This is a genomic window from Acinetobacter sp. HR7 (assembly GCF_000773685.1).
GTDB classification, from domain to species: domain Bacteria; phylum Pseudomonadota; class Gammaproteobacteria; order Pseudomonadales; family Moraxellaceae; genus Acinetobacter; species Acinetobacter thermotolerans.
Genome location: NZ_JPQO01000024.1, coordinates 1 through 21475 on the forward strand (window position 1 = coordinate 1; position 21475 = coordinate 21475).

The following is a 21475-nucleotide window of genomic DNA, read 5'->3' on the forward strand; positions in this document are numbered from 1 at the left end:
GTAAATTTAATGGTGGAAGGTCTTGTAAGAGTGCCATATCCACCAAGCGAATCTCAGGGACATCTATTCCGACCATTTTTGCAAGGCTCATCATAGAATATTCATTTAGCGGAACAAAAGCATGTCTGGAAGAAGGAGTTTTGACAATCCAGTCCCCGAGTAGAGATGATTCCGTTGCCTGGACTAGTGTAAAACGCCCATCTTTGGCTTTCATGGAAAACTTCATTTGGACGCCGGCCAAGGAAAACTTATTATCTGTTCGAATCTCTTGCTTTAAAATTTGATCTGGATTCGAGATCTGCAGTTTGAATTTTATTTCATCTGGAATTTCTTCTGGATCTAATGGAGTCGCAATGAGTGCTCCAGGTAAATCATGACCTAAATCTGCCAATAACTGAAATTCATTGTCTATATGTACTTTGAGGCTTTGTGCAATCAGTTCACGTAATGCCCCTTCTGGTAGCAAGTTTGATAGCAAGGGGTGTAAGCGCTGATGTGTAACATAGGTCTTTTCTAAAATTTTATCCGCTTGAGGATACAAGGGGGAAGTTAGCAGGCTCAAGGTCGGACGTTGCTGATCAAAGCGGAAAGAATCTGTAAAAACCAGAATATTTTTTCCGCTCTGAAATCCTGCCAAGTATCCAACGACAGCGTGATGTAATGTTAATTTCAGGACGGCAACAGTATTCATGGTTCCTCTCCTCCGAGAAGACCCTTCCATGGGTTAGTCATTAAGTCATCCTGATCTTCAATAGTGACTTCAATTTCATCATTCAATAATTGTCTAATCAAATGAACCTTATCATCAGGGATGAGCATCAGTTGAGCATTTAATCCTGCCGCGATAATTTCTAAGGTCTCTAATCGAGGGTTACCCTGACTTTCCAGCTTTTGGTATTGCTGTCTTGAAATGCCTGTACGGGATTGCATATCAACTTGCTTTAAGCCCAATTGGGTTCGTCTTTTTTTGATTTGCTGAAGTAAAGACTCATTCATTGTAGACACATTTATTGCTTTTAGGTCATATAAGAAACATATTAGTTTCTTTTTTCTTGAAAAGCAATTTATGATTTTATCATTTCGATCTGCAAAACAGCCTTAGCTACGTAGTGATCTGAAATGACTCTGAAAATACAGTTAAAATTTGCATTCGGACCCGCATCCTTTGTGATGGCCAGTTATTTTGATGCCAAGGAGACCCACACATTTAGAATTTTAAAAGCGGCTTTACGTTTAATTATCTTATGGATTGAAAATTGGGGTAGTGTCAATAGATCTAAAATTATAAAACGATATTATTGTGTGATTGTTCTACAATATAGCCTAGAGCTTTATAACTTTTACTCCTTCTCTGAAACATTTTGACAAATATCGGATGGTTAACATCAACATAATCATATACCTGAACTTCAAATTTACCTTCATTTGATCTATGAATACGCCCAACATATTGAGCCAAAGTGCCTTTCCATGAAATCGGGAATGCCAAGAACAAGGTATCTAAACGAGGAAGATCAAAACCTTCACCAATGTATTTTCCCGTGGCAATCACAACATGAGCATCATCTAAATTTTGTTTTTCTTTTATGTTTTTTGTATGGCTCATACCTCCCTGTAAAATAGATGTTTTATACCCTAAATCATTCAACTTATTTCTAAGATTTTCGGCATGTTTTCTACGTTCAGTTAAAATTAACGGGATCTGACCATTTTGAATACAATGAGAGACATCTTTAATAATGGCATTATTACGTTCTGTATCTTCAGTAAGATGTTGCATCAGCTTTGAAATATGTGGTTTATTTTCGGTACCAAAGAAAATTTCTGGGAATTCACCTTCATAATTTACTTTTATTAATAATTTTTTAAGCTGGGTGTGATTGTTGGATTTTGCTTTGTATACAATAGAACCAGCTTGCATGAAAATAATGGGTTGATGCCCATCTTGACGTTCTGGTGTAGCAGTTAACCCGAGAATGTAGTAGGGACTGACTTCACTGAGAAGAAATTCATAGCTTGGTGCGGATAAATGGTGGCATTCATCTACGATAATTTGTCCGTAATTAAAGGCGATAGGTTTGATTGAATTATTTACACGGTTGATTAGACTTTGATATGTTGCAATGTCAATTTGATTAGATGGTTTGGCTTTTCCACCTTGTATTGTACCAATTTCGACATCGGCTAAAAATGAATGTAATCGTTCTTTCCATTGAGAAATAAGTTCTTTGTTATGAACAATAATGAGTGTATTTGTTTGGCGTTTGGCAATGATAGAGATTGCAGTAACAGTTTTTCCAAAAGCCGTTGGTGCATGTAGAACTCCAACATCGTGTTCAAGGATTTTTTTACATGCCATTTCCTGTTCAGAGGATAATTCGGTAAGTAGATTTATATTGACTAATATGTTGCCTTTAGTACGTTGATCTTTTAGTTTTATTTTAGTATCTTGTTGATTAAGCAAGTGAATTATATCTGTTAGGCATCCTCGTGGTAAACTGAGATATTGTCCTTCAAGGCGGGCACAGCATATGTGTCTTGGAATTCCTGTCGTTGAAAAACGCATTGCTTGTGCTTTAAAAAAACGAGGGTTGGAGAAAGTGGCTAATCTTTTTAATTGAGCTATCAATTGAGAGGGTAATGTCTGAATTGGAATGTGAATCATATTTGCGAATACCAATTCAATAGCGTCTGGACATCCCGCGATCTTTTGATTTTTTTTAGGAATATTTTTTACCCATGGAGCCTCATGGTCAACATCTGTTTGATTCTGTTCGATGAAATTGTAGCCTAGTTCATTCACAATATTATTAACTTCAGAAGAACTCATTAATTCAGTTTGTTGTAAAACAGTCCATGGGTCAGTAAAGGCATTAAAGTTACTGTCAATAAAGGTACTATTTCCTAGCGCTCTTGCGTGCTTTTGTAAGGGTAATGCTATTAAATTTCCAAATCCGCCTGCTGGCATGTGATCTTGATTTGGAAACATACGATCATAAGATTCAAAATCTAGAGCTGGATAAAGTTCCATGGCCTTATCTAGAATACCTGCACCCATTAAGCGAGCTTGCTTAGCTGCAATTGGTTCAGAGAAAAATATCCAAACATGTGCGCCATTACCTGAACGAGAGCGCTCAACCAAAAATGGTATATTTAAAGATAAGCACGCTTCAGAAAATGCAGTTACACAATTTTTCCAATCTGATTTATCAAAATCTACTGCGAGTAACCTACATTGATCTGTTGCTAATAGTGGGTAAATGCCTATAACTTTCTGTCCAGTTAAATGAGAATAAAGAACTTCTTGTGTGATGGGTAATAGTTGACGGCTTTTACAGTCTGAACATTTAATTTGAGGTTTGTAACAAATGCCATGTTTCCACTCATTTGCACAAGCAACAGAATAACCAGATTTTCCACTGCTATTTTCCCAACGATAAGCAAAGGTATCAGTTCGTCCAATAAACCTTTGAGAAAATAATAAAAGTCTTTCTTCTGCTGATAAATAATTCTTATTTTTTTCTTCAAGCGATATAAGTTTTTCTTTTTCTTGATAAAGGCTTTGATATTCATTTTGTAATAATGTGATTTGGTCTAAAATTTGCTGTAATCTAACTGCAATTTCTTTTAACTTATTATTCACTGATTTTTCCTAAAACACAGCTATTACTGTCCTAATATCAAATCTTAAATTAAAGAATTACAATATAATAAATCAATTAATTTTCAAAATATTATACAAAATTATTTATATGCATTAATTTCTTTAAAGTTTTGCTCGAAGACCCTCTAGCAATTGTAAAACAGAGAACAATCCCTGAGCATTTTGAATCTGTTCTACCGGAATGCCATTAGTTAATTTATTTGATGACTTCATGAAATGCTGCATCCAGGTAGCATATCTCCACCCGCCAGAGCATCTAGTGATGTGGTAATACGGATTAAAGTGAGGGCGATTTCTCCCTGTTTTGAAGTGGGATCTAATTCAAGAGAGGTTAAAGTTTTCACCGAATCTATACTGAGTATTAAGGCTAGTTGATCCTGTGCAAGACCAAGTCGTTCAGCAGCAGCTAAAACTGCCTTAGCTAATATCATTTTCTGTTTTGCAGTTTTTTCTGATGTTGTATGCATGACCGATCCCTGTTTCAGACGCTGCTAATTCATAGAGTTTATACTATTTAATTATCGTTGATCAGACACTCAATTTTTACTAAAGATATATTAAGTTTGGCTTTAGATAAGGAAGCAACGGTTAAATTATTTAACCGCATGTAGTGATTTTTAGAGCTTCAACTTGCAGTTCAAGAGATCGAGGTCTGCCAATACAGGCTAGATGTAAGCAAAATTTAAATGCAGCAAGAGCATGACCATCTTTTACTGAATAGAGTTGTAGACGAGGAAACTCTTCCTGAGTTGATGGATGTTTATCTGTTGATGCTTTTGCTAATTTGAAAAGTTGAGGCTGTTGTTTAGCATCTAACTTTGTTTGCAAATCTTGTCCAAGTAAGTGCCAAAATTTGGCAGGAAATAAAGCCTTAACTTGGGAGTAAAAATGTTCGAGTTGATCGATATCCTTCCAGCGATAATGGATACCTGTGTGTGATGCGGTCACTCGATTCAAAAATATATTCAGAACGGATTCAATTTGTGCTGGATTTTTACGAGCTATTTTCTGTAGATGTTCAAAAAAATAAGTCACAGCATGAAGCTCTGCATCAGTATCAAGCATCGCTGGCTTTAAGTGAGTTGAGCTATCAATACTAAATAAACGTGGATTGCTTTTTTGTGATTTGATAGCAGCTAAATTTAGAGCATTTTCATACCAATAATTGACGAGTTCTTCTGGTAAACACATTTTTTGAGATACAGCTTGAGGATCGTTGTGAATCTCTAATTGATTTAAGGTTTCATAAAAGCGTTGAAGTGAAATTTTAGAGTCTTCTGTGCCGGCGAAGAAAGCAAAAAAGTCATGGGGTTGATTTGTTTGTACTGACAGTTCGTTAAGAATGTCAGTCGCATTACTCTGGAGCCAGTTTGTTTGATCGTTCAATAATATCGTTGCTAGAGCGGCCTGATTTTTTTCAAAATTAAAGTCTTTTTCATCTTTTGTTATTTTCAAATTTTTAAACGTTACATTGTAGCCCATGATTTTTTTAGCCAATTCATTTGGCATATCTGGATGATGTTTCAGTAGTTTTTGACCAGCAATGAGATAACTTAAATGAATATAGCTTTTGAATGTTTCAACTGGCTCTATATGTCCTAAGAGATGTGCAATAACAAACCAATGGTTTTGTCCATGTTGATTTTGAAGTAGCTCAGCTCGAATTTTTTGATATTCGTTTTCGCTATAGTCGGTTAGCTTTTGCACAAGTGGTGCATATTCACAGTTCAGTAAAAGCGATAAGTGATTCGCTGCAGTGTGACGAAAAGAGTGAAAGGAGTAATGATGCACTTTAAAGACCTGATTTAATATCAGTTTTAGGGGTACGGTGACAGTGTGTTTATTCAGTTTTTTATTTTCATTCAAGTTGCTGAATAAATATAAACTTTTCTTATTCTCTAAACGTTTTTCAACAACAAAATCGCTAAAGAATTGGTACTCATCATCTTTAAGCAAAGCGTAGGCAGGCACAATCCGTTCCGCACTATCCGTTTTGAGCAGATGTTGATTCCCTTGTTTTTTTGAACCATAAGGTTGAACCCAGATAGAAAATTGATTTAAACCCTCGATATCTTTTACACGTAACCCGAGTATTTCGTTAATACGCATACCAGTACGGTAAGCCAAAATATAAATAATTTTTAATAATTTATAGTGATGGTCTGAGATGGATTGGTCATGTAAGAGCTGATTTAACTTCTTTAATATGACCTGGAAGGCTGTATGACCAATGATGCGTGCACGAGGTCTACTTTGCGATGCAATAAATTCAAGTTCGAAATCTTCTGCTTGAAAAACAATTTGTTGAAAGGTGTGAAAGCGTTTCAACATGCGGATTGTTTGGTCTTTAGATTTTTTAAACTCAGGTCGATCTGCTTCATCAGCAAGTCGTGTATTGCTAATGATTTGTTGATAGATTTTGTTCAGCAGATCATTAATGTCATCGTCGGCATCGAAGTATTGTAAGGCATGAGTTAAAAACGGTTCTGCGATCCGGGTGTAATATGTATAGATTGAACTATCTGCGAGTTTTTGATTGTCTTGAAATGCCTTCGTGTACTGAGTTGTATCAAAATCAAAGGTGGCTGATAATTTTTTTATTTGCTCTGAAGTTGGTAGATAGAGACTGATGAGCCACAAAATAATACGTTTAGAAAACTCATTAAACTGCTCTTGGTAACGCAGGCAAAAATCAATAATGAGTTCAGCAATAGGTTGGTCCGTTGATGATGTGCGAATTATTTTCAGCAAGTTTTTATGAATAAATATCACATTCTCTACTGCTTCAGACGTATTGAGATCTGGTAGGACTTTGGCTGTAGAAGAGACATTTCGTTCGATTTCATCACTTAATTGAGTTTTAAATTTTGGGAATGCAAAGTTTTCAAACTCATGTTCTGATAAACCACACGTGAGTGTGTTTTCTAACAAACATTGTGAAAGGGCAGGATCAACATCTGCATTCTGCAGTTGTAGCCAATTAAAATTGGCATAGTCACGTAAAAACTTAAAAGTCTTTTTGGTGTATGGATGTTTTATTTTTTGAAAAATGAGGTGCAGATACGCATTCACGTCTAGACTGATGTCACGAATTTGTCTTGTATTGAAGTGAATGAGCCAGAGTCGTGTGAGTTGATCTGGAACAAAATTACGTGATTTTCGTATTGTTTTTTCATCAACAAATAGATCGCCATAGCTTGGAGAAAGTGGCTCTAAAAAGATGATATTAAAATCGCAAATTTTTTGGATTTTTTCAGGGTTTTTTAAATGTTCGAGCAAAGCATTTAATGAAGCTGTTTGATTTAATCCACCGTATAACATTGAGCAAAGCAGAATATTTCCAATAATTTCATCATCAGAAAAAGCGGAACTATCTTGAGCAAGAATCCAGTAATCCCACAGTTTTTCGAGGATGATGTCAATTTCATGACCGGCTTGGATCCAATCTAGGGTGAAAATTGGTTCATCGCGTTTCATCTCAAAGGTGAGATAAGGTAGTGGGAGGTCTAGGTTATTACTTTTATTAAGATCTTTGATATATGTTCGGAAGAATTCATGAGCATATTTTTTCCAGGCAAGATTCGGTGCTTTACGTTTAATAAACTCATAAATTGCAGGATAAGCTTGAATTAAGTCTTCATTTGAGAATTTTTGTTCATCAAAGTATTGTCGGAGCTCTTGTTCTGCATCAGCTCGTATGTCCTTTTTAGGCTCATCTCGTTTGAATTGACGTCTATCTTCAGCATAGCGTTTTTTTGGGATTTTTTTATTGAATGATGACATGAACTTCAATCCCGCTAATTTTAAATTGATCTTTCATTTGCTCTAAAACATTTGCAATTTTAGAAAATTGAGATAGTGATAAACTGGAAAAAGGATGTGCTGCTTCTTGTTGCATGAGCTCATGTCCAAAGAGAGCTAAAATTTCAGGTTCAGAAAATTTATGAGTCAAAAATGCACGAGCTGTGTGGCGATGCCAATTTTCATGAGCAAGTCCTAATTCAGGATGGAAATTTTTGACTGTAGAATGACTTAGTGGTTTCCACTTGTTATTTTGAATGATTCCAAGCAAGGGTAACTTACTTGCTTCTATTTGTTGTATAGCATCACTTAAAGCTGGATGACTCATCATGATTTGAGTCGAAAAATATTCTAAAAATTTAAGGAATTTTTTTATCTCTTCAACTAAAAATGAACAAAGTGGGATTAAACGTCCGAATCCATTGCGGCCGCCTGCTTCTTTGTCAGAAACCATCAAAATTTGGCGTTTTAAATTAAAGCTTTTAAGAAATCCAGGGAATTCAGCAACGGGGCGTGCTGCTGTAAAAAGAAGGAGGATATGCCACATCCATATGTTGTAGTGGTTGTATATAGCAATCAGATCGTCTTCGGCTTGTGAAAAAATGTTAAACTTCAATACAGCAAAAATCTCTGTAATGATCTGTGGTTTTGGAGCTTTACGACTACCAAAATGAGTTATTGAATCAGGCAGCGAAGGTACACAACTTTCATATGTGCTTGCTACATCTGCACAAAGTGATTTTAGAATATCAATATATTGTGCATGTAATCGTGGAATATTCTGATGACAATAAGAAACAGATGATGACTGATTGGCATCAATCCCTGTGATTAAATCTGCGAGTTGTTTATTCCCTGTTTTTGCAAGAACCGTATGATGCAGTAGAGAACTCACCTTTACGACAGACAGTTTTGGAATCAATAATTCTTGTCTTAATTTGCGTAAATATTGCTGTATATCATCGAAACTAACCGAATCCATTTTGCGCAGATCCTCAATGAATAGATTCGGGATTGGAATGTCTAAATAGATCGTCTGATTGAGCAAGTTGTCTGAATACTCAAAATTGCGGTTCTCAAATACATTAAAGTGACTGTTTAAGAAGAACTGATCATTTTTATAGATCAATTTTTGGCGGTTATTTAACTTTTTAGCTCGCTTGCTTTGTATATATAGCCACTCATTCACACTGTTGCCTGTTAAAAATGCGAGCATCAAGATCAGAGCACTTTTATTTTGATGTTCAGAGTAGTCCACATGAAGTCTTTTCAGTAGATGGTTCATACTAGATGGGTTCGGGAAAAAACTACTCGACGTAAGTAAATGTTCTTTGCGTTGAATATGTTTTGCAACAAGCGGTAGAATATAATTTTGACTTGTTTCTGAATGTGCTGCGAGTGGTGTGACGTCAGTTGGATTGACAACAATTTGCCGATGAAGCGGCTCATCAATTAACGTTTCTATACTCAGTGCCTTAGGCGAGGCCCCTTTTTTTATTTCGATACTTTCTTCAATGAATTGTTCTTCATCAAGAAACTGATATTGAAGCTGTGTATCGATACTGGCACGTGCAATCTTCGCTTTGTTTTTTAAAACATAGTTAAAAGTAATGCGAATATCATTGAGTAGATTGCGATCAAACTCAGGCAATTCATCCGTATCTAATGTGATCAGATGTTGAATAAATTGCTCTAAGCTCAGCGTTAGATCTTTAAGATAGACATTCCAGAGGCGTTTATATTCTTCTGTATTATGATATTTTTTTTCAGTATCTAAATTTTTATTTGCAGTTCTAAAACGTTGGAATAAGCGCTTTACTGTATTGAAGTGTTCGGCGTGCGCTTGTTTAAAAAGATCTGGCTTGAGCTCAGGAAGAGCAATTAAATAAATTGCTGCTTTTAAAACTAGAATATTCCAATTTTTTGCATGCGTCTGCGATTCAGATAATTGCGAAATTGAATTGACATATGAAGTAATCGGTAGATCACTGATCTTAACTTTTTTAGAAAAAGAGATTACTGAAGGTTTGGGCAGATTTGACTGAAATTCTACATCGATGTCAAAGCAATCGAGATTGAGACCATCTAGATAGTTGTCAGTCTGTTGAGAAGACAATAGTTCAATCACAAAGTTGATATGTTGTGCACGTTCAAATTGCTCATCACCGAACAATTTTTCAATTGTTCTTTTAATTGAAATCATTGGTAAATCAAAATGTTCGTTTAGATCATTAGACATTTAAGATCTCCAAATTTTTTCTGCACTCAGATCGCTATTTGAGTGATCTAAGAGATCTTTTACACATCTGCTGTGTAATGATAATTCATTAAAAATCTGTGTACGTTCTTGCTTGATCTTTTTCATCCGCTGATTGAGTTGGTTTCGAGAGCATGAAAGCAAGTGTGCAAGTAACTCTAGGCTCATTTGATGGTGTGGCTTCAAAGATGATTTTTTGTTAAGAGTTAATAGTGTTTGACGTGAAAGATGTGTATTAATCAAGTGCAATGTTTTTCGTGGGTTCAAAGGCTTAATGTCAAATTTTGTAGATTTGATGAATTGAATAAATTCACGACTGCATAACTCCATCAGAAATGCTAACTCATCATCTGAAAAAGATTGTTGATTGTGAATAATTAAAGTGACTTCATTAATATCTTGCTTTAAATAGCTAAGATATAAGTGAATATTATTGAAAATGGAGTAGCCATCAAATTCTGAAGTTTTCCACACATGGAGTTCTTTTATGCGATTAGAAATATCTAAATCTGCAGTGAGATTTTTAAACATATTTAAGTAGCATAAGTTGAAACCATACGCTTGTGGATGAATGGTGATTCTGCTTTTTTTGAAATTTTTTAGAGTACTTATCTGTGTTGCTGGAAACTTCAAAAGTAGTTCAGATGTCAGATCCATGTGTGCTATTGAATAAAAATAATACAGCAATATTCACGTATATTTAGAGTTTTTGAATATGGCAGGAGGTATCATTTTTTCCTTGTTTTTAAAGTTTATTTATTATTGAAAGTTTCAAATTTTCCTCCTCGATTAGATACTCACTATTAGTTAGCTATATTTGTGAGTGGCTTTGTTGCACAAAGATTTCATAACCATATGATTTTAAAAGTTTTGATTGTTTTTGATCCAAAATTAAATTTATTTAAATCAGATGCTTACATATTTATGCAACAAAGCCCTTTGGATGAAGTACAAGATTATGCAACAAACTGGTTGTGGCATTACAACCATGAAAGACCACATCAAGCTAACAAAGGAAAGCCACCTCTAATGGCTGCTTAACCTCTACTTTTAACTTCGGTTATTTATGGGAGGATTACCTAACGTGTATTATGTTAATTGTAGGAAATTTAAAAGAATTAGAATATATTTAAGCCTAAAAAATCTACTCTTAAATTAACGCTGAGTTCTAAAAATAGATGTACATTCCAAATGATTTCCAAGAAGTTCGACCAGAAGAAATAACAAGTCTTATTAAAAACTATCCTTTAGCTTGTATAGTTGCCAACACTGCAAAGGGGCTTATTGCTACACACGTACCTCTAATAATGAGAAGTGATAATGTCTTAGTCGGTCATATTGCAATAATTAATGATATGAAAACACTGGTTTCAGACGCTCAAGAAGTTCTATGTATATTTAAGGGGGAAGATGCGTATATTTCCGCCAATTATTATCCTAGTAAATTTGAAGATCATAGGAAAGTACCTACTTGGAATTATCAAGTAGTTCATGTATATGGAAATATTAACTATTTTTCAGATACGAAAAGTAAATTGGCAGCTATTGGCATACTAACAAAGATAAGTGAAAAAGAAGCAAATGGTGATTCAGGATGGAAAATGTCTGATGCTCCTAAAGAATATTTGATGGATCAGTTAAATGACCTCATCGTTTTTGAAATCAATATTTCTAAAGTTCAAGCTCAATCAAAATTAAGCCAAAATAGGGAGAAAAGAGACTTTGATTCTGTGATTAAAAATTTACAGGAAAGAGGTAAAAACGAAATTGCTGAAAGCATGTTAAGAATTGAAAGAAATTAATACTTTCGATTGGCTTTGTTGCACAAAGATTTCATAACTATATGATTTTAAAATTTTTGATTATTTTTTGATCCAAAATTAAATTTATTTAAATCAGATGCTTACATATTTATGCAACAAAGCCAATGAAAGCTGTTATTTTGTAGGATCAAATGACCGCATTCCGTATTTTCTTTCATGTCAGAAACCCAACTCAGTCTCAGTGAATACCTGACCACCGTACAGGAAGTCATCCAGCTGACTTTCGATGAAGCGGTATGGGTCAAAGCCGAGATCCGTAATCTCAGCATCAAAGGCGGGCATTACTATCTGGAACTGGCAGAGAAAGATGAAGACAGCCATAAAGTGATTGCCAGCTGTAAAGGCACCCTGTGGAAATTCACCGCACAAAAAATCGTGTTAAGGTTTGAACGGGAAAGCGGCATTGAACTGTCCAGAGACTTGAATGTCCTGATCAAGGTCAAAGCCAAATTTGATCCGCAATATGGTTTCTCCGTCAATATTGAAGATATCGACTCCAGCTTCACCTTAGGTGACATTGCCAAACGCTATCAGCAGATCCTGCAGCGCCTGACCCAGGAAGGCCTGCTCAATAACAACAAACAGCTACCGGCACCTTTTGATTTGCAGAACGTACTGGTCATCGCCCCGGAAAATGCCGCCGGGCTGGGAGACTTTAAAAAAGATGCCGATGCCCTGGCTCAGGCGGGTGTCTGCCACTTCGTTTATCATTCAGCCACCTTCCAGGGCAATACTGCCCCAACCAGCATCATGCAGGCTCTGGCCAGTGCACTCAGGCAGTGGGCTCAAGATTACCAGACCGCTCCCGACCTAATTGTGATCATCCGTGGGGGTGGAGCAGTGAATGATCTGGCGTACCTGAACGACTATGATCTGGCTGCACTGTTGTGTAAAAGAACAGTGCCGATCTGGGTGGGCATTGGCCACGAGAAAGACCGCACCATTCTGGATGAAATCGCGCATCGCTCCTTTGATACCCCAAGTAAAGTCATCGCCGGGATCCGTAACCTGATTGTCGAACGGGTCAATGAAGCCAGTACTGCGCTGCAAACCATCAAACTGCTGTCCCAGCATCAGCTGACCGCCTATCAAAGCCAGAATGACCAGTATCTGAAAACCATCCAAACCCTGGCACAAAGCCAGCTCAATGATGCGCAGCGTAGCGTTGATCTGCTGAAAAGCGATACCCAGTATTTTGCCCAGCAACAGCTGCGGCAGGCTGTACAGCAGACCGAATCCCTGATGCGGGAAACCTTGCTACAGAACCCACGAAACGTGATGGCTAAAGGCTATGCGATTGTCCGCAGTCAGGGCAAAGCCATCCGCTCAGTGCAACAAATCACTGGCCAGCAACTCCAGATCGAACTCCAGGATGGCATGATTGATGCCACCGTGACACAGGTAAATACACATGAACAATGAAGAACTCAGTTTCAAACAGGGCTACGAGATTCTGAAGAAGAATGCCGAACTGCTGGAATCGCAGGAAGAACCGGATATTGATAACCTGATGGCGATCGTTGAAGAATCCATGACCGCCTACAAAGCCTGCAAATCAAGGATTGAGGCGGTTCAGCAGGCGCTCAATGACACCTTTAAGGAATAGAAAAAAAGCCTAAGGACCATAAAAACGCTTTGTCTGTTCAGTACGTATTCCTGTACTTAACTGTATAAAACCATGTGTTAGGTACAAAAATATGGACTTAACGATAACGATCAAACCGGATCTGAGCACTCGACCGATTGAACAGGAGAATACCGTCCGTTACTGCAATCCATGCCGGTCTACCTATCAGTGTTTTGAATCTCGTGAAAAACCCCGTGTTCATCTACCTGCATGTGTGGAATCGGGGTATGGGTCAGTTCTGCGATCGCAATCAGGTTTGCGGACATTTGCTTGCCCAATAACGCTCTAGCTTCCGTTACTTTGTCAGAAACTTCACTGGCTTGAGCTGATTCTTCTACAGGGATTTCGTCCTTTGTTGTTTTAGCCATGCGATTTAAGCCTCCTGAGTTGCTTGCAATATGATGAGCTCAATGTTTTACCATAGCGATATGAGTATCTTCCCAGCAGCGATCCGTCCGCAATAGGGGGGCTGGATAGATGTCCGGTTGTTAATTGTCACCTGTTTAACCTAAAAAGGGGTGTTGGCTTAATGGGTAATTTTCAATAATCCCTGCCAGCTGAAATAGTTCTGGGTCAGATGTGTCCGGTTCATCGACCATTTCCGCTGTGGTAAATAACACGATCCCACTGCCAGTTTAGTCTTGCCATATCTGGCTTGCACGGCTTCTAAAGCCTGCATCAGCTGTTCGTTGCTTTCACGCTGGCGATGGTCTGTAAGCAGATCAGGCACATAGCGGGTCTTGCTGACCAGACCAGTCAGAATCACCCCACATTTTTTATACTTTACCTCTGGCTTATAGATGCCTTGCAGTAACTGCATCGCAGCATGAATCAGATCAAGTACACAGTCCGTGGGTTCCGGGAATTCAAAGGCCAACGATTTGCTGTAATACGCTGTGTTTTGATCAAAGGGATTGGATTGCACAAAAGCAATGATACAGCCACACAGCGAGGCATCCGCACGCAAGCGCATGACTGCATCTTGCACATACTTACCCATGGCTTCTTTCAGATCATCCAGCTCAGTAATCCGTTCTCCAAAGGAGCGGCTAGCCACAATCTGCTGCTTGGGTGCAGGAGCATCCTCCAGTTGCAAACAGGAGATGCCCTGTAATTCCAGCACCGTGCGCTGCATCAGCACTGAAAACAAACTTCCCATGCGATGCGCATCCTGCATGGCCAGATCCAGTACCGAATGGATGCCCATCTGGTTCAGCTTTTTGACCAGCTTACGTCCCACACCCCAGACTTCACCCACCTCAATTCCAGCATACAGCGTTTCCTGATCCAGATAATCCAGCTCCAGCACATTGCATACGCCTGCAAAGCCAGGCCATTTCTTGGCAAGGTGATTGGCTAGCTTGGCTTCGGTCTTGCTGCGACCAATCCCGATGGATACCGGCAACCCGATCCAGTCCCAGATCCGCTGTTTCATCTCTCTGGCATAGCGGGTCAAGTCAAAATGCTGTGCATAACTGGTTAAATCCAGAAAACATTCATCAATCGAATAGATTTCCTGTTCATGCGGAGCCACATAACCGGCCAAAATCGAATGGAAGCGATTGGACATTTCCGCATACAGGGCATAGTTGCTCGACAGCACCACCACTTGATGCTGCCGGACAATGTCCTGAACCTGAAACAACGGAACACCCATCTTGATGCCCAGGGCTTTGGCCTCATTACTGCGGGCCACTGCACAACCATCATTATTGCTCAGCACAATCACTGGACGGTGATTCAGGCTGGGATTAAACACCCGTTCACAACTGACATAACAGTTGTTGATGTCGATCAGGGCATAAATCCGCTCGGGGCTGTTCATCTGAACTTCTTGATGACACTGGTGACTACACCCCAGATCAGCAGGGTCTGACCGTCTTTCAAATGGATATCCGCATAATCCGGGTTTTCCGCCTGTAACCAGCGTTTGTCGCCTTCAATCATCAGTCGTTTGATGGTGAAATCATTGTCGATCAGGGCCAGAACAATATCACCATGCTTGGGCTCAATACTGCGGTCCACGATCAGCTTGTCCTTCAGATCAATCCCGGCATCGCGCATGGAAAGCGATTCCACCTCAACGATAAAGGTAGCCTGCTGGTTCTGGATCAGGAACTCGTTCAGATCCAGGGTCTTGTCGATATAGTCTTGGGCTGGGGAAGGGAAACCTGCAGCCACCTTTTGCAAGGCAACCGGAATCTCATAATGTGTTCTGGCTTCAACCGGAGTAATCGAAGCAACATCATTGCGGGCTGGTTTTTTTATCTGATCCAGATACTGCCTGATCTCCAGTACACGGGCTTCGGGAACCCGGATCACTTTGGTTGGGCCTTCATGAACTGGTTTGCGACCAGCACCTTCACGGGCACCACCATGCTGAAATTCATCCATTTTACTTGTTCATCTTGATTGTGTAACATAATCAAGATGGTAAAACAGCAGTGGAAAAAAACAACTCCATTCGTCGGATTGTGTTCTGAATATCTATCTCACCAGAAGGTGGTTATAGATTACTTAGAGCAATCAAACTTGAGCTAAAAATTATTTGCAGCCCAAGCTGTTGAGGTTCAACTTCTACTGCAGAAGGTTTAAATCAAACCTGAGGGAACATGCCACGTGCATAAGAAAAAGGGCACTGTTGCAAATAACCACTAATGGTAAGCTGAATCCTCTTTTAGCTAAAGGTGCAGCATATGAATCCCTTCCATGGTCGGCATTTTCAGGGTGAAATCATTCTTTGGGCTGTATTTGTCTAGGAAAGTGGTGGCTATTCAGGGCATGGTTCAAGCATGACTTGAGTAATACTCGGGCTGTGCTCATGATTTGCTTGAGCATTACTTGCGGATTTTCCCCAACGTGCTTGGGCTGCATTTTTAGTTTTATCAGATTTGATTTGAAATCAAAATATGTATAAGTTTTTGTAGTTCTCAGATTATTTTAAGTCATTTTTAAGATTCAAATTTTAGGCTAAAGCATATTAAAGTCTTTGAACTAAAAAAATGCTTAAGCTGCCTTCTTTTCCCGGTCTACGCCAGATCAAACCCATCAGCCTTGCACGCTTCAACCTTTTACTCGCCATTTGGCTGGGACTGGTCTTAAACTTTGCTTTCTATCAGAAAATCCATCAATTGACGCCTTATACCAACCTCAAGGCAGGCGCATTATTGGCGGCTACAGTCCTGGTAGTTATCGGCTTGTACAATCTGGTCTTGCAGTGGCTGAACTGGAAATGGAATGCCAAGATACTGGCCAGTGTGCTGATCATTCTGGGCGGTTTTAGTGCTTATTTTGTCAATAGTCTGGGGGTTGTTATTACGCCGGACCAGATCCAGAATATGCTGCAGACCGATGCTCGGGAAGTCCGTGATCTCTGGTCAATACGGCTGGTGATCTGGACGCTGGTCTTTGTGATTTTTCCTTTGTGTATCGTCTGGATGCTGAACATTCAGCCTGCATCTTTCGGGCGTCAATTGTTGCATAAAAGCCTTAGCAGTCTGCTTTCGGCCGTATTGATTCTAGGACTGTTATTCTGTTTTTATGTCGATTATGCAGCCATCTTCCGCGAGCACCGCGATCTGAAGGGCATGATTTCCCCGCAAAATAGCATTGCATCCACCGTATCCTACTATAAAAAGAAAGCACCTAAAGCCAATTTGCCTTTGATTCCTTATGGTGAAGATGCCCATCTGCTGCAGCAGGCTCAAATACAGAAACAACCCAAATTGATGGTGCTGGTGGTTGGGGAGACTGCACGTGCCGAGAGTTTTGCTTTAAATGGTTATGCACGCAATACCAATCCTGAACTGAGCAAGTTACCGATAATTAATTTTAATCAAGTCAGTTCTTGCGGAACTGCCACAGCTGTTTCAGTACCGTGTATGTTTTCAGGGATGACACGTCAAAACTATAATGAACAGTTGGCTAGCCACCGAGAAGGTTTGCTGGATATTGCTCAGCGGGCCGGTTATCAGGTGACCTGGATTGATAATAATTCGGGCTGTAAAGGTGCCTGTGACCGCGTACAAAAATACCAGATTCCAGCCCAACTGAAACAGAGATGGTGTGATGCTGGTGGTGAATGTTTTGATGAAATCCTGGTGGATAGCCTGAAAGATTATCTGGCGCATCTGGATAAAAATAACTCGAAACCGCAGTTAATTGTACTGCATCAGATGGGCAGTCATGGCCCCGCATATTTCAAGCGCTCCAAAGCACCATATCAGCCATTTCAACCGACCTGTAATACCAATGCCATTCAGGGCTGTAGTACAGAAGAATTAAAGAATAGCTATGATAATTCGATTGTATATACAGACCATGTTCTTGCCGAGATCATTGAAACTTTAAAGCAACAGACTCAATATCAAACCGGTTTCTGGTATCTGTCTGATCATGGAGAATCTACCGGAGAGCATGGTTTATATCTGCATGGTGCACCTTATAGTATGGCACCGACCCAGCAAACCCATGTTCCGATGCTGATGTGGTTTTCACAGGACTGGACGCAACAGAATGCCCAGCAGGTGAGCTGTCTCAAAGCACAGACCAAACAGGCGCGCAGTCAGGATCATCTTTTCCCAAGCTTATTAAGTCTGCTGGATGTAAAAACGCAAGTGGCTGAAGTTAAAAATGATATGCTTGCACAATGCTCATCATTAAAGAACAGAGCTTGAAATGCATAAAATTCTGATTATTGAAGACGACTTTATGATTGCCGAGTCGACTGAAACCTTGCTCAAGCTGCATCAATTTGATGTGCATTGGGTCAACAATGGCCTGGATGGCTTAAAGCAGTTACAACAGCAGGCCTATGATATTGTCCTGTTGGATCTGGGCCTGCCGATGATGGATGGCATGCAGGTACTTAAACATATCCGGCAGAAGTTCCCCAATTTGCCGGTGCTGATTATCTCCGCCCGGGATCAGTTACAGAACCGAGTCGATGGACTGAATCAGGGGGCAGATGATTACTTGATTAAACCCTATGAATTTGATGAACTGCTGGCCCGTATTCATGCTTTGATCCGACGCAGTAGTCCCAAGAATACCGGGTCAGAGAGCCATAAAAAGTTATCACATAGCGGTCTGGAACTGGATCTGGAGCAGCACATCGCATGCTTTAACAGTCAGCCGATCGAGTTGTCTAATCGGGAATGGTCCATTCTCACTGCATTACTCACTCATCCCAGCAAAATTTTTTCTAAAAATGATCTAGAAGACAAGCTTTATGACTTCGATAGTGATGTCAGCAGTAATACCGTTGAAGTTTATGTGCATCATCTGCGGGCGAAATTAGGTAAAGACTTTATCCGTACCATACGTGGTCTAGGATATCGCTTAGGATAGAGCCTTATGCAGAAACGTTATTCTTTGCAAAAACGCCTGATTATCTACATTTCGTTGTTTAGCCTGGTACTGGGCTGCATCCTGATTTTCGCTGCCTACCGGATTGCTCTCGAAGAAATTAATGAAGTGCTGGATAAACAGATGCAAAGTCTGGCCGAGCGCATTGCGGAAAATCATCCACGACCGCTACAAAGTCAAATCGATCTAGAAAAACAGTACAGTGAAGAAGATTTATTTGTAGATATCTGGTCCTATGCAAATACAGCTACTCCCTTGCATCCACAGAATGTGCTGGTTGCACCGGTCAAGAAAGCAGGTTTTTACAAGCATCAAACGCCGTATGGAACCTGGCTCACCTATATCATTCCAAGTGACCAGTTGCAGATTCAGGTGAGTCAGCAGCAAAATGTCCGGCAGGAGCTGGCGCTGGAACTGGCCGGCAATATGTTTCTGCCTTATGTGCTTTTCTTGCCTTTTGCTGTGTTTGGTTTAGGCTGGATGATCCGGAAAAATTTTCAGCCTTTGCATGATTTTAAAACGGAACTGGCCAGCCGTAAGGCGCAAGAATTAAAGCCGATTGAAATGAAGGATTATCCCCTGGAGCTGGAACCGACTATTCAGGAAATGAATCATCTGTTTGGTCGAATTTCCCTGGCTCAACAGGAACAACGTCAATTTGTCGCGGATTCTGCCCATGAATTACGCACGCCACTGACCGCACTCAACTTGCAGCTGCAAATTTTATTGCAGCAGTTTCCGCAGAGCGACTCGCTTCATAATCTGAGTCAGGGCGTTTTACGCATGCAGCATCTGGTCAACCAGTTATTGAGTCTGGCCAAACAGGATGCCTCCGACAGCTTAATCGAGCCTGCACAAATGCTTTCGCTCAATCAGATGACCGTGGCCTGCATTGAGCAGCTGATTCAGCTGGCCTTACAGAAAGAAATTGATCTGGGCGTAGAACAGCAACAGGAATTGCGAATTCAAGGACAAGCTTCGACCTTGCACTCGATTATTTATAATTTAATTGATAACGCGATTAAATACAGTCCGAAAGGCGGCGTGATTAATGTATCGATTTTTCAGCAAGGACGGCAGGCGGTTTTACAAATTGAAGACAGTGGGGCAGGGATAGATCCTGCTCAATTCAATCAGATCCGGCAACGCTTCTACCGGATACATAACCATGCAGAAATTGGCAGCGGTTTGGGTTTATCCATTGTAGATAAAGCCACCGAGCGCTTGGGTGGAACACTAGAATTTTCGCGAAGTACCAATCTGAGTGGCCTTTGTGTACAGGTCAAGCTTCCTTTAATCGAAGCCTAAGCGAATAAGCTTCTGGTTTTTTTGGAGTTAAGGTTGCCTGATACTAGAGAGTATAGGAGTGGTCTTTTCTATGGGTAGTTTATGGCTAAACAGCGTATAGCCAATGACATTCATGCACCAGATAATCCAGCCAGTCCATAAATTATGACTCAGGAAATGTGCTCCGCGCATCATTTGTGCCCAGCCCATGGTCACCCCTAAAATTACTGCAGCGATCAGAAGAAAATAAGCACGCTTGCGGTTAGAAATGCGATAAACAAAATAACCAGCCATCAACGCAAAACCACTAGATGCATGCCCTCCAGGAAAACAGTGGCCCGCAGTAGCACTAAAATCCCACAAAATCCCGTTATGGGTAGGTATGGTCATATCCCAGGGACAGGCATGGGCCGACTGGGATTTTAAAATACCAATTGAGGCCGTGGTCAGCACCACCATACTAAAGAAATAGCCAAATTCCCAGCGCCGTTGATGCCAGTTCTGCCATTTCAGTGAAACTAGCCAGCCGGCTAACAATGTTATGTACACCAGAATCAGCAGATTTTTGACATAGCGATGATTGAGCTCGGCCAGTGCCCAGTGTTGCCGCAGGGGAAATTGTCCCTGATCATCAATGAACGGATAGATCAGCTGTAAATCAATCGTTCCACCTACATCAAAAAAATTCCAGAGCATCAGAAAACTGAAAATCAGCAGCAATATTTGTGTCAGTAAAAACCGGGAATGCTCGGATATCATTTTAAATCTTCCATTTTTCTTGCTGTAGCAGGCGAGGGATCAAATCAAGTAACCCGCTAAAATAAGACCCCAGGTCACGGTAATTAAACTGAGTGCTACAAACTGGGCAGCGCTGCCCATATCCTTGGCATTTTTAGACAGTTCATGTTGCTCCATGGAGATACGGTCTACCACCGCCTCAATCGCCGAGTTAAGCAGTTCAACGATTAGCGCCAACAGACACACGGCCACCATCAGTGCTTGCTCAACCCGGCTCACCGGCATGACAAAGCTCAGAGGAATCAAAATCAGATTGATGAGCAGGATTTGCCTGAAGGCCGCTTCATTTTGAAAGGCTGTTTTAAAGCCGGCCACGGAATAACGGGTAGCATTGAAAATACGTTGTATTCCGGAAGTGCCTTTATAGAGTGAACGATCAGGGGACATAGAAATGATTCAGTTAAGACGAAATTTGATTAATTTAAGTTCTTAACCTTAAAACTCTCTTAAAAATGGATGTCGATTTGATCCGCATTTATCTAATCAGATTTATGATCTAGATGTGTATTTCAATCAGCTTTCATATAAAAAAATTAATTTGAATGGATTGGGGAGAATTCACCTTTTGAATGTTTGTGTAAAAAAGCTGTTTATTTATCATATTCTGAAAATATTTCTTCAATTTCATCCCACTGTGGCAATTTACAATTTTTTTTATTCACTTCGAATGGCTTTGTTGCACAAAGATTTCATAACTATATGATTTTAGAAGTTTTGATTATTTTTTGATCCAAAATTAAATTTATTTAAATCAGATGCTTACATATTTATGCAACAAAGCCGTCTCTGAACCATTAAGAAAACGTGGTTTTCCACCTGCTTTAACCGATATTGAAATTATCACAATGCAA

18 protein-coding genes and 1 pseudogene are annotated in these 21475 nt (G+C 39.8%); 7 read left to right on the forward strand and 12 right to left on the reverse strand.

Features of this window, described 5'->3' with window-relative positions:
- The 7 genes and pseudogenes from GW12_RS01675 to GW12_RS01705 form a co-directional block, all read right to left on the reverse strand.
- The coding region (locus tag GW12_RS01675; protein WP_034582585.1) for a type II toxin-antitoxin system HipA family toxin at positions 1-691 on the reverse strand (691 nt) is incomplete at its 3' end.
- On the reverse strand, positions 688-996 hold the full coding sequence (locus GW12_RS01680; protein ID WP_034582588.1) for a helix-turn-helix transcriptional regulator: 309 nt from the start codon (positions 994-996) through the stop codon (positions 688-690). The genes GW12_RS01675 and GW12_RS01680, both read right to left, overlap by 4 nt.
- Positions 997-1282: 286 nt before the next feature.
- Positions 1283-3643, reverse strand: coding sequence for a DEAD/DEAH box helicase family protein (locus GW12_RS01685; protein WP_034582590.1), 2361 nt, complete (start codon positions 3641-3643; stop codon positions 1283-1285).
- Positions 3644-3766: 123 nt separating this feature from the next.
- Positions 3767-4131 (reverse strand): annotated as a pseudogene (locus GW12_RS01690) (antitoxin Xre/MbcA/ParS toxin-binding domain-containing protein).
- Between the two features lie 130 nt (positions 4132-4261).
- Positions 4262-7447, reverse strand: coding sequence for a tyrosine-type recombinase/integrase (locus GW12_RS01695; protein ID WP_034582592.1), 3186 nt, complete (start codon positions 7445-7447; stop codon positions 4262-4264).
- Complete coding sequence (locus tag GW12_RS01700; RefSeq protein ID WP_034582595.1) at positions 7431-9704, reverse strand: hypothetical protein; 2274 nt, start codon at positions 9702-9704, stop codon at positions 7431-7433. The genes GW12_RS01695 and GW12_RS01700 overlap by 17 nt, the downstream gene beginning before the upstream one ends.
- Entirely contained in the window at positions 9705-10379 is a 675-nt protein-coding gene (locus tag GW12_RS01705; protein WP_034582596.1) for a hypothetical protein, read from the reverse strand.
- A gap of 198 nt (positions 10380-10577) precedes the next feature.
- On the opposite strand from GW12_RS01705, the gene GW12_RS16080 reads away from it, so the two are divergent.
- From GW12_RS16080 to xseB, 4 genes are all read left to right on the forward strand, one after another.
- Entirely contained in the window at positions 10578-10763 is a 186-nt protein-coding gene (locus GW12_RS16080) for an integrase core domain-containing protein (protein WP_034582599.1), read from the forward strand.
- 137 nt (positions 10764-10900) lie between these two features.
- Positions 10901-11524: an FMN-binding negative transcriptional regulator gene (locus GW12_RS01715; RefSeq protein ID WP_034582602.1), complete on the forward strand. Its 624-nt coding sequence runs from the start codon at positions 10901-10903 to the stop codon at positions 11522-11524.
- 177 nt (positions 11525-11701) lie between these two features.
- Positions 11702-12967, forward strand: coding sequence for an exodeoxyribonuclease VII large subunit (gene xseA, locus GW12_RS01720; RefSeq protein WP_016658934.1), 1266 nt, complete (start codon positions 11702-11704; stop codon positions 12965-12967).
- Positions 12957-13151, forward strand: coding sequence for an exodeoxyribonuclease VII small subunit (gene xseB / locus GW12_RS01725; RefSeq protein ID WP_005180690.1), 195 nt, complete (start codon positions 12957-12959; stop codon positions 13149-13151). The genes xseA and xseB overlap by 11 nt, the downstream gene beginning before the upstream one ends.
- 179 nt (positions 13152-13330) lie before the next feature.
- On the opposite strand, the gene GW12_RS01730 is transcribed toward xseB, so the two are convergent.
- The 3 genes from GW12_RS01730 to GW12_RS01740 all read right to left on the reverse strand — a co-directional run bounded on the left by GW12_RS01730 (position 13331) and on the right by GW12_RS01740 (position 15566).
- On the reverse strand, positions 13331-13540 hold the full coding sequence (locus tag GW12_RS01730) for a hypothetical protein (protein WP_016658935.1): 210 nt from the start codon (positions 13538-13540) through the stop codon (positions 13331-13333).
- A gap of 158 nt (positions 13541-13698) precedes the next feature.
- Positions 13699-14997: a DUF4113 domain-containing protein gene (locus tag GW12_RS01735; protein WP_016658936.1), complete on the reverse strand. Its 1299-nt coding sequence runs from the start codon at positions 14995-14997 to the stop codon at positions 13699-13701.
- Complete coding sequence (locus tag GW12_RS01740; protein WP_005180682.1) at positions 14994-15566, reverse strand: LexA family transcriptional regulator; 573 nt, start codon at positions 15564-15566, stop codon at positions 14994-14996. The genes GW12_RS01735 and GW12_RS01740 overlap by 4 nt, the downstream gene beginning before the upstream one ends.
- A 608-nt stretch (positions 15567-16174) precedes the next feature.
- Between GW12_RS01740 and GW12_RS01745 the strand changes: the two genes are divergently transcribed.
- The 3 genes from GW12_RS01745 to GW12_RS01755 are packed head-to-tail and all read left to right on the forward strand — an operon-like array spanning position 16175 to position 19847.
- The gene (locus tag GW12_RS01745; protein WP_005023713.1) at positions 16175-17848 is read left to right on the forward strand and encodes a phosphoethanolamine transferase; all 1674 of its coding nucleotides are present in this window, start codon (positions 16175-16177) and stop codon (positions 17846-17848) included.
- Between the two features lies 1 nt (position 17849).
- Entirely contained in the window at positions 17850-18521 is a 672-nt protein-coding gene (locus GW12_RS01750; RefSeq protein ID WP_004809319.1) for a response regulator transcription factor, read from the forward strand.
- Between the two features lie 6 nt (positions 18522-18527).
- A complete protein-coding gene (locus GW12_RS01755) occupies positions 18528-19847 on the forward strand; it encodes an ATP-binding protein (RefSeq protein ID WP_034582619.1) in 1320 nt (439 codons plus the stop codon).
- A gap of 27 nt (positions 19848-19874) precedes the next feature.
- Here the strand turns inward: GW12_RS01755 and GW12_RS01760 are convergent, their stop codons facing one another.
- Positions 19875-20585, reverse strand: coding sequence for a phosphatase PAP2 family protein (locus GW12_RS01760; RefSeq protein WP_034582622.1), 711 nt, complete (start codon positions 20583-20585; stop codon positions 19875-19877).
- Positions 20586-20624: 39 nt separating this feature from the next.
- Positions 20625-21011, reverse strand: coding sequence for a diacylglycerol kinase (locus tag GW12_RS01765; RefSeq protein WP_005023706.1), 387 nt, complete (start codon positions 21009-21011; stop codon positions 20625-20627).
- Positions 21012-21475 lie beyond the last annotated feature (464 nt).